Here is a 12,662-nt window from a genome sequence, read left to right as displayed (position 1 = left end):
CGCCGGGCCTGTGCGCGGCCGCGTGGCTCAGAACAGGCCGGGTGCCGCCTGTGCCAGCAGCAGCTTGCGCACCGGCGCCGGCACGCCAACCCCATCCAGCTGGTCCAGCGCGACCCAGCGCCATGCCGGTGCCGCGGCCTCGGCCGGGCCATCGCCATCGCGCACGGCGGGCGCCGCCATGTCGACGCGGACCGCCCGGATCAGCAGGCGGAAATGCGTGAAAACGTGGGTCAATTCACCGGAGAATACCGCGCGAGACGGCGTGCCATGGCCGTGCGCATAGGCGAGCGCGGCATCCTCGGCCTGTTCGGCATCAAAGGGGACCTGTTCCACCGGCAGTTCGGGCAGGCTCCACAGGCCGCCCCAGATGCCGCTGCCGGGGCGCAGTGTCAGCAGGATCTCGCGGCCGCGCCGCAGCATCACCATCACCGTGCTGCGCTCGGGCTGCGCGGCGCGCGGCTTGGGACTCGGCAGCACCCCCGTCAGGCCGTCGCGCCGCGCCACGCAACCGTCAGCCAGCGGACAGGCGGAGACGTCGGCCAGGCAGGCCGGCCGGCCGCGCGAGCAGATGGTGGCGCCGAGATCCATCAGGCCCTGCGTGTAGGACACCATGTCGCGCGCCTGCTCCGCCCCGGCCGGTGGCAAGGCGGCATCGGCCAGCCGCCACATGCACGCCTCCACGGCGCGCTCTCCCGGGTGCCCGTGCAACCCGAAGAAGCGCGCGAACACACGCTTGACGTTGCCATCGAGAATGGGGGTTCGCACGCCCGCGCTGAAGGCAGCGATCGCCGCCGCGGTGGAACGGCCGATGCCCGGCAGCGTGACCAGCACGGCGGGATCGGTCGGGAAACGCCCCTGGTGCTCGGCCACGACCTGCCGGGCACAGGCGTGCAGGTTGCGCGCGCGCGAGTAGTAGCCCAGGCCGGCCCACAGCGCCATGACCTCGTCGGCCGGCGCGGCCGCCAGCGCCTCGACGGTCGGCAGGCTGGCCATGAAGCGCTGGTAGTAGTCGATCACGGCGCTGACCTGGGTCTGCTGCAGCATGATCTCGGACAGCCAGATCCGGTAAGGATCGCGGGTGTTCTGCCAGGGCAGGTCGTGGCGGCCATGGGCGCGCTGCCAATGCACCACGCGCATGCCGAAATCGGCTGGCACCTCAGGATCGTTGGCGTCGGCGGGAATTGTGCTGGCGGGCTTGCGGGGCATGGCGGGAGGCGACTGGAAACGGCTGAGAAAAGCGGCTGCGAAAAGCGGCTGCGAAGAACGGCTACGAAAGACAGGAGCTGGTGGCAGGGCGGCCGCGCGGGACGGCCGGTGCCGCCGCGTGGCGCGCCACATGATACAGCCTCACCCGCCCCTGCCGCGCGCGCCGGCGTCAGGCGCCCGGCGCGTCACGCTGCCCGCACGCTCGATGCGTTTTCCGCCTCGGGCCGTGGCACATGCCGCGCGAAATAGGCGATACGCCCGCTACGCTCGTCGAGCCCGTTGAGCACCTCCTCAAGCTGGGCGATACGGTTCTCCAGCGTGTCGGTCGCCTCGTGGATGCGCTCGATCGAGTCGACGCGGCGCCGCAGCTGCTTCTGGTGCTCGCGAACCTGTGCCTCGAGCGGCGTCATCACCGACTTCAGCCAGACCTCGATGTCGCGGTTCAGGTCGCGGAAGACATCGAGCACGCGGCTGGCAATGGCGGCGAACGCGCCCTGCACCAGTTGCGGACGCGAGCGCGTCAGCATGCTGACCGCGCCGAAGTGGCTGTGGGTCAGCGCCAGGATGTCCCGCAGCTCGCCGGCATAGCGCGCCGTCAGGAACTGGATCGGCGCGGGCAGCGTGAAACCATGCTCTGCGTTGAAGCGGCGGTACATGCCGTCGATCAGCTGGTGCAGTTCGACGATGCGGGCATTGGCCTCCTCCACCAGGGTGCCCAGCCGCTCGAACAGCAGCTCCATTTCGTCGCGCAGGCCGCGCGAGAAAAAGCGCTCCTTCATCTGCTCGCGCGCGCCGCGCATGATGGCGCGCACGTCGCGCAACTGCAGGCTCCGGATGATTTCCGCGCTGTGGCGGCCGAACACGATGCGCAGCGCCTGGAACTTGGCGATGCTCTGCTCGAACTCCTCCTTCTCTGACTGCACGCGCAGCAGCATGTGCTTGACCATCGCGTGGTTCTTGCCGCGCAGGCCACGCAGCTCGAACAGCTGCTCGACGATATCGCGGCGCCGGCCCTGCAGCAGTTGCTGCGCGCCGCGCGCCATTTCCTCGACCGAGCGCTCGACCTGCTCGGCAGCGATCTCGCGCCGCTGCGGGATCAACTGCTCGGACAGCACCTGTTCGAAGCGCGGGATGCCGCTGCGTGCCAGCAACATGTCGTCGCGGGTGACCTTGGCCACCAGGCCCTTCTGTGCCGACACCGGATAGACGCGCGCCTCGTCGATACCCAGCACCTGCGCGCTGGAGCTGACCTGGCGCGCGATCTCCTGCTCGGTCTGCTCGGTGCTGCGCAGCGGATCCCACAGGCCATCGATCTTGTTGAGCACCGCCAGGCAACCCTTGCGATGCCCCGCGCCGACGTGGCTGCGCCACAGCTCCAGGTCGCTCTTGGTCACGCCCGCGTCGGCGGACAGCACGAAGACCACCACGTGCGCATCGGGAATCAGCCGCAGCGTCAGCTCGGGCTCGGTGCCGATGGCGTTCAGGCCCGGCGTGTCGAGGATCACCAGGCCCTGGCGCAGCAGCGGGTGCGGGAAGTTGATGACGGCATGGCGCCAGCGGGAGATCTCGACCATGCCATCGGCGTCGACCGCATAGGCCGCATCGGGATCGTCCTCGTGGTACAGGCCCAGCGATTCGGCTACCGGACGCGTCACGCGGATGGTCTCGACCACATGCTGGAAGGCCGACAGCATCCCCTCGGGCGAGGACGGGTCGAGCGGCACCGTATGCCAGTGCCCTGCGGCCGCGCCGGCCTCCAGGAAGTCAGCGGTGGAAGCGTCCTGCAGCCGCGTCTCGATGGGCAGCAGGCGGATGCAAGGGGCCTCCTGCTCGTCGCAGCGCAGTTCGGTCGGGCACATGGTGGTCCGCCCGGCCGAGGACGGCAGGATACGGCGGCCGTAGTCGGCGAAGAAGATGGCGTTGATCAGTTCGCTCTTGCCGCGCGAGAACTCTGCGATGAAGGCGACCTTGAGCCGGTCGCTCTTCAGTACGTTCTGGATGCGCTGCGCCCGCTCCTCCGCCTGCGCATCATAGAGGTCGAACTGCTGCAGGCAGGACTGGAACTCAGCCAGGGCACTCAGCACCCCGGTCCGCCAGGCGCCGTATTGTTCGAATTGATGGGCGAGGGTCGTTGTCATTTGGTGGCTCGACTCGATGTCCTGTGGCGGCGCCCGACGCGGCACCGGCAGCCCGCGTGGACACTTTTTTGTAACACTCCATGACAGGGCACACGATACAGGTTTACGGCGCCGCCCGGTGGATTTGCGGGCGGATTCCGCCCGACTGTTGCGCCGCGCCATCGTCCCGCCGGGGCGGCGCGCCGGCGGCCCCTGGAGGCGCCGGCGCGACATGCCCGGGACCGGGCGCGGTCAATGCTGGCAGCGTGGACAGTAGAAGGTGGAGCGCTGGCCCTGCACGATCTGCCGGATCGGGGTGCCGCAGGTCCGGCACGGCTTGCCGGCGCGATCGTAAACGCAGCAGTCGAGCTGGAAGTAGCCGCTGGAGCCGTCGCTGCCGACGAAGTCACGCAAGGTGCTGCCGCCGCGCGCGATGGCCTCGGCCAGGATCTCGCGCACCGCCGCGGCGAGCCGCTCGCAACGCGCGCGGCTCAGCCGGCCGGCCGGCGTGGTCGGATGGATGCCCGCGCGGAACAGGCTCTCGGAGGCGTAGATATTGCCGACGCCGACCACGATGTCCCCGGCCAGCAGGACGGTCTTGATGGCGGCGCTGCGCCCGCGCGTATGCCGATGCAGCCACGCGCCATCGAAGCCGGCATCGAAGGGCTCGATGCCGAGCCCGCGCAGCAGCGGATGGGCAGCCAGTTCCGACTCCGGCAAGGGGCTCCACAGCACCGCGCCGAAGCGCCGCGGATCGCGGAAGCGCAGCACCACGGGCGCCGGCGGCACGCCTTCGGCCTCGGCAGCCTCCAGGTCCAGGTCGACGTGATCGTGCGGCCCCGGCGGCGGGGCCTCGGGCAGGACACGCAAGGTGCCGGTCATGCCGAGGTGGATGATGAGCCAGCCCGTGGCCTGCGTATCCATGCCCGCGTTCCCGGCCGGGTCGGCACACTCGAGCAGCAGGTACTTGCCGCGCCGCTCGATGCGGCGGATCACGCGGCCCGCCAGCCTCGCTTCCAGCCCGGGCTCCACCGGCCAGCGCAGGCCGCGGTGGCGCACCGTCACGGCAGCGATGCGCCTCCCCGTCACATGGGGCAGCAGACCGCGCCGGGTCACTTCGACCTCGGGCAACTCGGGCATCGAACCTCTCCTTCCGCAAGCGTTCCAAGTCTTGTTCCCCGCGCCGCTCGCGTCGGCCGGGAAAGCCTGCGCGCCCCGCCCGGTCCGTCGGCAGGCGCACAGCCGGGCATTGTAGCGGCACGCTACAATGCCCCTAACCATTTGATCACCACCGGTTGCCGGAGCCCATCCCAACATGTCGGACCGCCAGGATCGCTACTCGATCGACTCCACGCCCAAAGCTCGCGCAGGCGCTCCCAGAACCTCCCGCCCCCGGATGCGTGCCGGCGCGCAGGCGCTGCGCCAGGCACTCCTGCTCGGTGCCGTGGCCACGCTGGGCCTCGCCGGCACCGCGCACGCGGCCCCGGCCGCCCGCGCGGCGGACGAGAATGCCACCGCGCAGCGCGCTGCCAAGGCCGTGCTGCCGGACGTGCCCCTGACCTCGGACATCTTCTACCGCGTGCTGGCCGCGGAAGTCTCCCTGCAGCGCGGACTGATCGGCCCCTCCTACCGCACCTACATGGACCTGGCGCGCGATACGCGCGACCCGCGCTTCGCCCAGCGCGCCACGGAGATCGCCTTCAGTGCGCGGCTCTCGCAACAGGCGCTCGATGCGGCACGCCTGTGGACCGACCTCGCGCCGCGCTCGGGACCCGCGCGCCAGGTGCTGTCGACGCTGCTGGTACTGAGCGGCCGCTGGGAAGATGCCGAGCCCCTGCTGGCCCACCAGTTGGCCGAGACGCCGGCCAGCCAGCGCCCGGAAGCCATCCTCCAGTTGCAGCAGCAGCTCTCGCGCACCGCCGATCCGGCCGGCGCCGCGGCAATGCTGCAGCGCCTGACGGCCAATGATGCCCGCCTGCCCGAAACCCAGCTGGCGCTGGCCCGCGCCCGCGAGACCGCCGGGGATGTGCCCGGCGCGCTGGCCGCCCTGGACGAGGCCCTGCGCCTGCGCCCCGGCTATGAGGCAGCAGCGCTGATGGCGGCGGAACTGCGGGCCGACAGCGCGCCCGGCGAGGCCATCGCGGGCCTGCAGCGCTTCCTGGCCAAGGCCCCGGGCTCCGTCAACGGACACATCATGCTGGCGCGCCTCTACCTGCAGCGCGGCGAAACCGCCCCGGCACGCAAGGAATTCGAGACCCTGCGCAAGATCGCGCCGACCGATCCACGCGTGCCGCTCGCGCTCGGCCTGACCAGCCTGCAGGCCAAGCGCTACGGCGAGGCCGAGCAATACCTGAAGGAGTACCTGCGCCTGGTCGAAACGGTACCGGGCGCCAGCCCCGACGTGGCCTATCAATACCTCGCCGAGATCGCCGAGCAGCGCAAGGATTACCAGGGCGCGCTCGGCTGGCTCGACCGCATCGACGACAGCCGGCTGGAAACGGCGGTCGCCGTCAAGCGTGCGCAGCTGCTGGCCCGCATGGGCAAGCTCGACGAGGCGGATGCGGTCTACGCCGACATGATCGCCGACACCGAGGACATCTCCGACCCGGTGCTGCGCGGCCAACGCCTGACCGCGATCCGCCAGGCCGAGATCGCCATGCTGCTCGACGCCAAGGCCTACGACCGGGCCCGCAAGGCGCTCGGCGAGCGCATCGCGGCCGAACCCGACAACGCCGACTGGATCTACGAGCTGGCCATGCTGGACGAGCGCGAAAAGCGCTATGACAGCATGGAGAAGGGCCTGCGCAAGGTGATCGCCCTGCAGCCCGACCAGAAGCAGGGCTACAACGCGCTGGGCTATTCGCTGGCCGACCGCAACCAGCGCCTGCCCGAGGCGCTCAAGCTGCTGGAAAAGGCTTCCGAGCTCGGCCCGGACGACCCCTACATCATGGATAGCCTCGGCTGGGTCAAGTTCAGGCTGGGCCAGCTCCAGCCCGCCGCGGAGCTGTTGCGCAATGCCTACGCCAAGGCGCCGGAAGCCGAGATCGGCGCGCACCTCGGCGAAGTACTGTGGCAGCTCGGCCAGCGCGAGGAAGCACGACAGATGTGGGCCGAGGCGGCCAAGACCGAGCCCGACAATGAAGTCCTGATCGATACCCTGCGCCGCTACAACGTGACGCTCACCAAGTAATCCCGGCCGCCCGCGCGGGGCCGCGTCCACCCGCCATCCCCGATGCTGAGATCCCGTCTCGTCCTCGCCTGCCTGCTCGCGCCGCTGTGGCTCGCGGCCTGCGCCAACCTCGAACCGAGCCGCGGCTTCGACGCCGGCGAAACCGCCAGGCTGCAGGAGTACAGCGGCCGCTTCTCCGCCAATTACGTGCGCTACGGCCGCGAAGAAGGCGTGCAAGGCAGCTTCCACTGGCAGGAGCAGGGCCGCAACGTACGGCTCGACCTGATCTCGCCGCTGGGGCAGACGCTGGCCATCGTCACGGCCACTCCGTCGGGCGCCACGCTCGACCTGCCCAACCAGCCACCGCGCAACGCGCCCCAGGTCGACTCGCTGCTGGAGGATGCGCTCGGTTTCGCCCTGCCGGTCGCCGGCCTGCGCGACTGGCTCCACGCCCGTCCGTCGCGTGGCAGCCCGGCCGCCGCCACGCGCGATGAACAAGGCCGCCTGGCCACGCTGCAGCAGAACGGCTGGACCGTACGCTATGTTTCCTGGCAGGATGCCGCCGCGGCCGGCGCACAGCCGCGCCGCATCGACCTCGCCAGGGATGGCTCCGACCATCCGCTGTCCGTGCGCCTGGTGCTCGACCCCGAAGACAAGCCATGACCCTCGCCCTGCCGCCCGCCGAATTGCGCGACTGCCCCGCGCCGGCCAAGCTCAACCTCTTCCTGCACGTCACCGGGCGCCGCCCGGACGGCTATCACACGCTGCAGACCGCTTTCCAGCTGATCGACTGGAGCGACACGCTGCATTTCCGGCGCCGCGAGGACGGCGCCGTGGTGCGCACCACGGAGATCCCCGGGGTACCGGCCGACACCGACCTGGTGGTCCGCGCGGCGCGCCTGCTGCAACAGGCCACCGGCACGCGTTTCGGCGTCGATATCGCCGTCGACAAGCGCCTGCCGATGGGCGGCGGCATCGGCGGCGGCTCGTCCGACGCCGCCACCACGTTGCTGGCTCTGAACCGCCTGTGGGACGTGAACCTGCCGCGCGCGCAACTGATGCAACTGGGATTGGCATTGGGCGCCGACGTGCCCTTCTTTCTGTTCGGCGAAAACGCCTTCGCCGAAGGCGTGGGCGAGCAGCTCAGCCCGATCGCGCTGCCCGACAGCTGGTTCGTCGTGATCCACCCGAAACAGCATGTGCCGACCGCGGAAATTTTCTCGGATCAGCGCTTGACAAGGAATACACCCATCTCCATAATTGCGGTCTTCGCTGCTTGTGAAAACAAATTCGCTTTCGGTCGCAACGATCTGGAAACGGTAGCAACAGCGAAGTTCGGTGAAGTCGCCCGAGCCCTTGAATGGCTGAGACAGTATAGTCCCCATGCAAGGATGACCGGCTCCGGAGCCTGCGTGTTTGCGCGTTATGATGACGCGGCGACTGCGCAGCGCGTTCTGGACAGGTTGCCGCCCGAATGGGATGGCAGGTGCGTGAGAAGTCTGTCACGACATCCGCTCGCGGACTTTGCAGAGTAGTTTTTCGTTCGGCGTGGCACGTGGTTGGTGCGACGATGAACGGGCCCAGTTGTGTAGGGGAGTCGCCAAGTCGGTTAAGGCACCGGATTTTGATTCCGGCATTCGAGGGTTCGAATCCTTCCTCCCCTGCCATTAGATTCCTATCGTGTCCCGACGGATCCGGTTGTGTAGGGGAGTCGCCAAGTCGGTTAAGGCACCGGATTTTGATTCCGGCATTCGAGGGTTCGAATCCTTCCTCCCCTGCCATTACATTCCTATAGTGTCCAAACGGACCCGCAAGACTGGCTGCCGGCACGGCCGACAGCACTCCCCCTCTCCCCAGCAGCAAGACAGGTGCCCCGAATGAGCAGCGAAGGCTTGATGGTATTTACCGGCAATGCCAACCCCAAACTCGCGGAGGCTGTCGTTCAGCACCTCGGCATTCCCCTGGGCAAGGCACTGGTCGGCCGCTTCTCGGACGGCGAAGTCCAGGTCGAGATCCAGGAGAACGTGCGCGGCAAGCACGTGATCGTGCTGCAATCGACCTGCGCGCCGACCAACGACAACCTGATGGAACTGATGGTGATGGTCGACGCGCTCAAGCGCGCCTCGGCACGCAGCATCACCGCCGCCATGCCTTACTTCGGCTACGCCCGCCAGGACCGCCGCCCGCGCTCGGCGCGCGTGGCGATCTCGGCCAAGGTCGTCGCCAACATGCTGGAAGTCGCCGGCGTGGACCGCGTGCTGACGATGGACCTGCACGCCGACCAGATCCAGGGCTTCTTCGACATCCCGGTGGACAACATCTACGCGTCGCCGGTACTGCTGGGCGACCTGCGCGAGAAGAACTACGGCGATCTGCTGGTGGTTTCGCCCGACGTCGGCGGCGTGGTACGCGCACGAGCGCTGGCCAAGCAGCTGAACTGCGACCTGGCCATCATCGACAAGCGCCGCCCCAAGGCCAACGTGGCCGAGGTGATGAACATCATCGGTGAAGTCGACGGCCGCAACTGCGTGATCATGGACGACATGATCGACACCGGCGGCACGCTGTGCAAGGCAGCCCAGGTGCTGAAGGAGCGCGGCGCCCAGCGCGTGTTCGCCTACTGCACGCACCCGGTGCTGTCGGGTGGCGCGGCTGCCCGCATCGCCGCTTCGGCGCTCGACGAAGTCGTGGTGTGCGACACCATCCCCCTGCGCGACGATGCCCTGCAGAGCGGCAAGATCCGCCAGCTGTCGACGGCGCCGCTGCTGGCCGAGACCTTCACCCGCATCGTCAAGGGTGACTCGATCATGTCGCTCTTCGCCGATTCCTGATAGAATTCAAAGCTTTGCTGCATTTCCGGCACATGTGGTGCCGGAAATGCAGCAAATATATGCAGCGAATATGCAACGAATACGTTGCACTGACCATCGGCAGTGACGCCGCTGGTCTCAACCAAGGCTGTCTGGTCGCGGACAGCCTTCTTACATTGTGGAGCAATCATGAAAGTCGTCGCTTTCGAGCGTAGCGTACAGGGAACGGGTGCGAGCCGCCGCCTGCGCAATTCCGGCAAGACCCCCGGCATCATCTACGGCGGCGCCGCCGAACCGAAGATGATCGAACTGGATCACAACGCGCTGTGGCATGCCCTGAAGAAGGAAGCCTTCCACTCGTCGATCCTCGACCTGGAAGTGGCCGGCAAGTCCGAGAAGGCCCTGCTGCGCGCCTTCCAGATGCACCCGTTCAAGCCCCTGGTGCTGCACGTTGACTTCCAGCGCGTGTCGGCCACCGAGAAGATCCACGTCAAGGTGCCCCTGCACTTCATCAACCAGGAATCCGCTCCTGGCGTGAAGCTGGGCCATGGCATCGTCAACCACATCGTGAACGAACTGGAAGTGTCGTGCCTGCCGGCCGACCTGCCCGAGTTCATCGAAGTGGATCTGGGCAAGGCCGAGCTGAACCAGACCCTGCACCTGTCGGACATCACCCTGCCGAAGGGCGTGACCGCCGTGATCCATGGCGACGACAACCCGTCGATCGCCAGCGTGACCCTGCCGGCCGGCGCTGCTTCGGAAGCCGCCGAAGGCGGCGAGGAAGCCCCCGCAGCCTGAGGCCGATCGGCCTGACGCCAGGAGCGCGCCGCACGCCGGCAGCGGTCCTGGCGCCTGCAAGCGAAAGAACCGCCGCTCTCCGGCGGTTTTTTTTCGCGTATGCTGGGCGCCTGCCAGCCGGCATGGCTGCCTCCCGAACGCATTCCGAACGGTAGTACCGGTAACAGCATGATCAAGCTCATCGTCGGCCTCGGCAATCCCGGGGCGGAATACGAAGCCACCCGCCACAACGCCGGCTTCTGGCTGGTCGACCAGCTGGCCCGCCAGGCCGGCACGACCCTGCGCGTGGAAAGCCGCTTCCATGGCCTGGCGGCACGGGCGCGCCTGTGGGACCAGGAAATCTGGCTGCTCAAGCCATCCACCTTCATGAACCGCTCGGGCCTGTCCGTGGTATCGCTGGCGCGCTTCTACAAGATCCTGCCCGACGAGATCCTGGTCGCGCACGATGAGATGGACTTGCCGCCAGGTACCGTCAAGCTCAAGCGCGGCGGCGGCTCCGGCGGCCACAATGGGCTGAAGGACATCTCGGCCCACCTGACCACGCCGGAGTACTGGCGGCTGCGCATCGGCGTAGGCCATCCGCGCAACCAGAATGCCGCCAGCGGGCGCGAGGAAGTGGTCAACTTTGTGCTGAAGCCGCCTCGGCGCGAGGAACAGCAGGCCATCGACGAATCGATCGAGCGCTGCCTGGATCCGCTGGCCCTGCTGGCCCGGGGCGAGTCGGAGCGCGCCATGATGGCGCTGCACAGCGGCCGCTGAGGCCAGCGCTGGAAGCCGGCGGCGGGAGCCTCCTGCGCCGCCCCTGACAAGCAACAAAAAACCCGCCGTCCGGCGGGTTTTTTGTGCGGGCGCCTGACGGCTCAGGCCGCGTGCTTGGCCGCCGTCAGCAGCCGGTAGCGCTGCATCAGCACCTCGTGCGTCTCCACCCGGTTGGGATCGTGCGGAATGCACGAGACCGGACAGACCTGCTGGCACTGGGGTTCATCGAAATGCCCGACACATTCCGTGCATTTGTTGGGGTCGATCTCATAGATCTCCGGCCCCATCGATATGGCTTCGTTTGGGCACTCGGGCTCACAAACGTCGCAGTTGATGCAGTCGTCGGTGATCATCAGCGCCATGGCATTTCCTTTCCAGCACGACGGACACGCCGGGCTGGCTGCGCCGTCTCAAATTCGTATTTTATTCCGTCTTGCCGATCTTCTGCTGCAGCCAGCGTTCGACCGAGGGGAAGACGAACTTGCTGACGTCCCCGCCCAGCACGGCGATCTCACGCACGAAGGTGCCGGAGATGAACTGGTACTGGTCGGACGGCGTCAGGAACATGGTCTCGACGTCGGGCAGCAGGTAGCGGTTCATGCCCGCCATCTGGAACTCGTACTCGAAGTCGGAAACGGCACGCAGGCCCCGCACGATCACGCGCGCATTGTTCTTGCGCACGAAGTCCTTGAGCAGGCCCGAGAAACCCTCGACGCGCACGTTGGGATAGTGGCCCAGCACCTCGCGCGCAATGCCGATGCGTTCTTCCAGCGAAAAGAACGGACGCTTGTTGGGGCTGTGGGCAACCCCTACCACCAGTTCGTCGAAGATGTTCGAGGCACGGCGCACGAGATCCTCGTGGCCTCGGGTCATGGGATCGAACGTGCCGGGATAGACCGCGACGACCATACTTCCTCCTTGTTCTGCCCGCTGCCGGCCCTGTCCCGGGCCAGTGGAATGTGTTGCTGCGTGGCGAGCGTTAGCGACAGCGGCGTAGTGTAACGCTAAATCCGCCGCTTGGAAGCCGCCTGGCCGACTGTTTCGCGGCAGCGCAGCAGAAGAGGCCATTGCCGGCCCGGCAACAATTTGCGGCGCGCGCGGCACGCCGATGTCGGACGTTCCGCCATGCAGGCTCAGCCGCGATGCACCAGCAGGTGGAAATGCACGGCACCGGCACGGGCCTGGCGCACCAGTTCCAGGCTGGCCGGCACCGGCGCCTGGGGCCCGGTGAGCGCGCGGTCCGTCTCGACATAGACTAGCCCGCCGGGCCGCGACAGCCGCGCGGCATGCTCCAGCGCCGGCCCAAGCCAGTCCTCGGCGAAGGGCGGGTCGAGGAAGACCACGTCGAACCCGGCGGTGGGCATGCCGGCCGCCACGGCAAAGGCATCGCCCTGGATGACGCGGACCTGCGCCGCATCCAGGCGGTACTGGTTGTCACGCAGCTGCTTGGCCACGCGCGGATTGGCCTCGACCAGCGTGACCTGTGCTGCGCCGCGGGAAGCGGCCTCGAAGCCGAGCGCGCCGGAGCCCGCGAACAGGTCCAGGCAGCTCAGCCCGGTCAGGTCCTGCCCGAGCCAGTTGAACAGGGTCTCGCGCACGCGGTCGGGGGTGGGCCGCAGTCCTTCGGCCTCCAGCACGGGCAGCGGCGTGCGCTTCCAGCGCCCGCCGATGATGCGGACCTGTGCCGGCGTACGGCGCGGCGCCGCTGGGGTGTTCAGGGAGGCGGAAGCACGCCGCCCGCGCGAAGCGGGCGGCATGCCAGAAGCAGCAGGAGGACGGGAACGCGAATTCATCCCGTGATTG

The 12,662-nt window shown here is 68.2% G+C and carries 12 protein-coding genes and 2 tRNA genes; 8 read left to right on the top strand and 6 right to left on the bottom strand.

Going from position 1 to position 12,662, the window contains the following annotated elements; all coding sequences use genetic code 11:
• Positions 1-27: 27 nt before the first annotated feature.
• From mutY to mutM, 3 genes are all read right to left on the bottom strand, one after another.
• Positions 28-1,206, bottom strand: coding sequence for an A/G-specific adenine glycosylase (gene mutY, locus BKK80_RS03620; protein WP_071010913.1), 1,179 nt, complete (start codon positions 1,204-1,206; stop codon positions 28-30).
• 185 nt (positions 1,207-1,391) lie between these two features.
• Positions 1,392-3,344 carry a dynamin family protein gene (locus tag BKK80_RS03615; protein WP_071068597.1) on the bottom strand — a complete coding sequence of 651 codons (1,953 nt, stop codon included), beginning with the start codon at positions 3,342-3,344 and terminating at the stop codon, positions 1,392-1,394.
• A gap of 231 nt (positions 3,345-3,575) precedes the next feature.
• Complete coding sequence (gene mutM / locus BKK80_RS03610) at positions 3,576-4,463, bottom strand: bifunctional DNA-formamidopyrimidine glycosylase/DNA-(apurinic or apyrimidinic site) lyase (RefSeq protein ID WP_071068596.1); 888 nt, start codon at positions 4,461-4,463, stop codon at positions 3,576-3,578.
• Between the two features lie 175 nt (positions 4,464-4,638).
• Here mutM and BKK80_RS03605 point away from each other — a divergent pair, with 175 nt between their 5' ends.
• The 8 genes from BKK80_RS03605 to pth all read left to right on the top strand — a co-directional run bounded on the left by BKK80_RS03605 (position 4,639) and on the right by pth (position 10,859).
• On the top strand, positions 4,639-6,513 hold the full coding sequence (locus BKK80_RS03605) for a tetratricopeptide repeat protein (RefSeq protein WP_071068595.1): 1,875 nt from the start codon (positions 4,639-4,641) through the stop codon (positions 6,511-6,513).
• 42 nt (positions 6,514-6,555) lie between these two features.
• Complete coding sequence (gene lolB / locus BKK80_RS03600) at positions 6,556-7,155, top strand: lipoprotein insertase outer membrane protein LolB (RefSeq protein ID WP_071037543.1); 600 nt, start codon at positions 6,556-6,558, stop codon at positions 7,153-7,155.
• Positions 7,152-8,027, top strand: a complete 876-nt coding sequence (gene ispE / locus BKK80_RS03595) for a 4-(cytidine 5'-diphospho)-2-C-methyl-D-erythritol kinase (RefSeq protein ID WP_071068594.1) — start codon at positions 7,152-7,154, stop codon at positions 8,025-8,027. The genes lolB and ispE overlap by 4 nt, the downstream gene beginning before the upstream one ends.
• 55 nt (positions 8,028-8,082) lie before the next feature.
• Positions 8,083-8,159: transfer RNA gene (locus tag BKK80_RS03590), tRNA-Gln, on the top strand.
• Between the two features lie 37 nt (positions 8,160-8,196).
• Positions 8,197-8,273: transfer RNA gene (locus tag BKK80_RS03585), tRNA-Gln, on the top strand.
• Positions 8,274-8,369: 96 nt separating this feature from the next.
• Positions 8,370-9,323 (top strand): ribose-phosphate pyrophosphokinase, encoded by a 954-nt coding sequence (locus BKK80_RS03580; RefSeq protein WP_071010907.1) that lies wholly within the window; start codon positions 8,370-8,372, stop codon positions 9,321-9,323.
• Positions 9,324-9,491: 168 nt separating this feature from the next.
• The gene (locus BKK80_RS03575) at positions 9,492-10,100 is read left to right on the top strand and encodes a 50S ribosomal protein L25/general stress protein Ctc (RefSeq protein ID WP_071010906.1); all 609 of its coding nucleotides are present in this window, start codon (positions 9,492-9,494) and stop codon (positions 10,098-10,100) included.
• 168 nt (positions 10,101-10,268) lie between these two features.
• On the top strand, positions 10,269-10,859 hold the full coding sequence (gene pth, locus BKK80_RS03570; RefSeq protein WP_071016033.1) for an aminoacyl-tRNA hydrolase: 591 nt from the start codon (positions 10,269-10,271) through the stop codon (positions 10,857-10,859).
• A gap of 101 nt (positions 10,860-10,960) precedes the next feature.
• On the opposite strand, the gene BKK80_RS03565 is transcribed toward pth, so the two are convergent.
• The 3 genes from BKK80_RS03565 to rsmD form a co-directional block, all read right to left on the bottom strand.
• The gene (locus BKK80_RS03565) at positions 10,961-11,221 is read right to left on the bottom strand and encodes a YfhL family 4Fe-4S dicluster ferredoxin (RefSeq protein WP_071010905.1); all 261 of its coding nucleotides are present in this window, start codon (positions 11,219-11,221) and stop codon (positions 10,961-10,963) included.
• Positions 11,222-11,282: 61 nt separating this feature from the next.
• Entirely contained in the window at positions 11,283-11,768 is a 486-nt protein-coding gene (gene coaD / locus BKK80_RS03560) for a pantetheine-phosphate adenylyltransferase (RefSeq protein WP_071010904.1), read from the bottom strand.
• A 224-nt stretch (positions 11,769-11,992) separates the two neighbouring features.
• Positions 11,993-12,652 (bottom strand): 16S rRNA (guanine(966)-N(2))-methyltransferase RsmD, encoded by a 660-nt coding sequence (gene rsmD, locus BKK80_RS03555; RefSeq protein WP_083383926.1) that lies wholly within the window; start codon positions 12,650-12,652, stop codon positions 11,993-11,995.
• Positions 12,653-12,662: the final 10 nt, after the last annotated feature.

Source organism: Cupriavidus malaysiensis, from assembly GCF_001854325.1.
In the GTDB taxonomy this organism is placed as follows: domain Bacteria; phylum Pseudomonadota; class Gammaproteobacteria; order Burkholderiales; family Burkholderiaceae; genus Cupriavidus; species Cupriavidus malaysiensis.
The sequence above is the reverse complement of the archived record's forward strand: the minus strand, read 5'-3'. Positions and strand labels throughout refer to the sequence as shown.

Coding starts and splice junctions, on each gene's coding strand:
- mutY (WP_071010913.1), bottom strand. CDS start 1,206: ATGCCCCGCAAGCCCGCCAGCACAATTCCCGCCGACGCCAACGATCCT.
- lolB (WP_071037543.1), top strand. CDS start 6,556: ATGCTGAGATCCCGTCTCGTCCTCGCCTGCCTGCTCGCGCCGCTGTGG.
- coaD (WP_071010904.1), bottom strand. CDS start 11,768: ATGGTCGTCGCGGTCTATCCCGGCACGTTCGATCCCATGACCCGAGGC.
- BKK80_RS03615 (WP_071068597.1), bottom strand. CDS start 3,344: ATGACAACGACCCTCGCCCATCAATTCGAACAATACGGCGCCTGGCGG.
- rsmD (WP_083383926.1), bottom strand. CDS start 12,652: ATGAATTCGCGTTCCCGTCCTCCTGCTGCTTCTGGCATGCCGCCCGCT.
- pth (WP_071016033.1), top strand. CDS start 10,269: ATGATCAAGCTCATCGTCGGCCTCGGCAATCCCGGGGCGGAATACGAA.
- BKK80_RS03565 (WP_071010905.1), bottom strand. CDS start 11,221: ATGGCGCTGATGATCACCGACGACTGCATCAACTGCGACGTTTGTGAG.
- BKK80_RS03580 (WP_071010907.1), top strand. CDS start 8,370: ATGAGCAGCGAAGGCTTGATGGTATTTACCGGCAATGCCAACCCCAAA.
- BKK80_RS03605 (WP_071068595.1), top strand. CDS start 4,639: ATGTCGGACCGCCAGGATCGCTACTCGATCGACTCCACGCCCAAAGCT.
- mutM (WP_071068596.1), bottom strand. CDS start 4,463: ATGCCCGAGTTGCCCGAGGTCGAAGTGACCCGGCGCGGTCTGCTGCCC.
- ispE (WP_071068594.1), top strand. CDS start 7,152: ATGACCCTCGCCCTGCCGCCCGCCGAATTGCGCGACTGCCCCGCGCCG.
- BKK80_RS03575 (WP_071010906.1), top strand. CDS start 9,492: ATGAAAGTCGTCGCTTTCGAGCGTAGCGTACAGGGAACGGGTGCGAGC.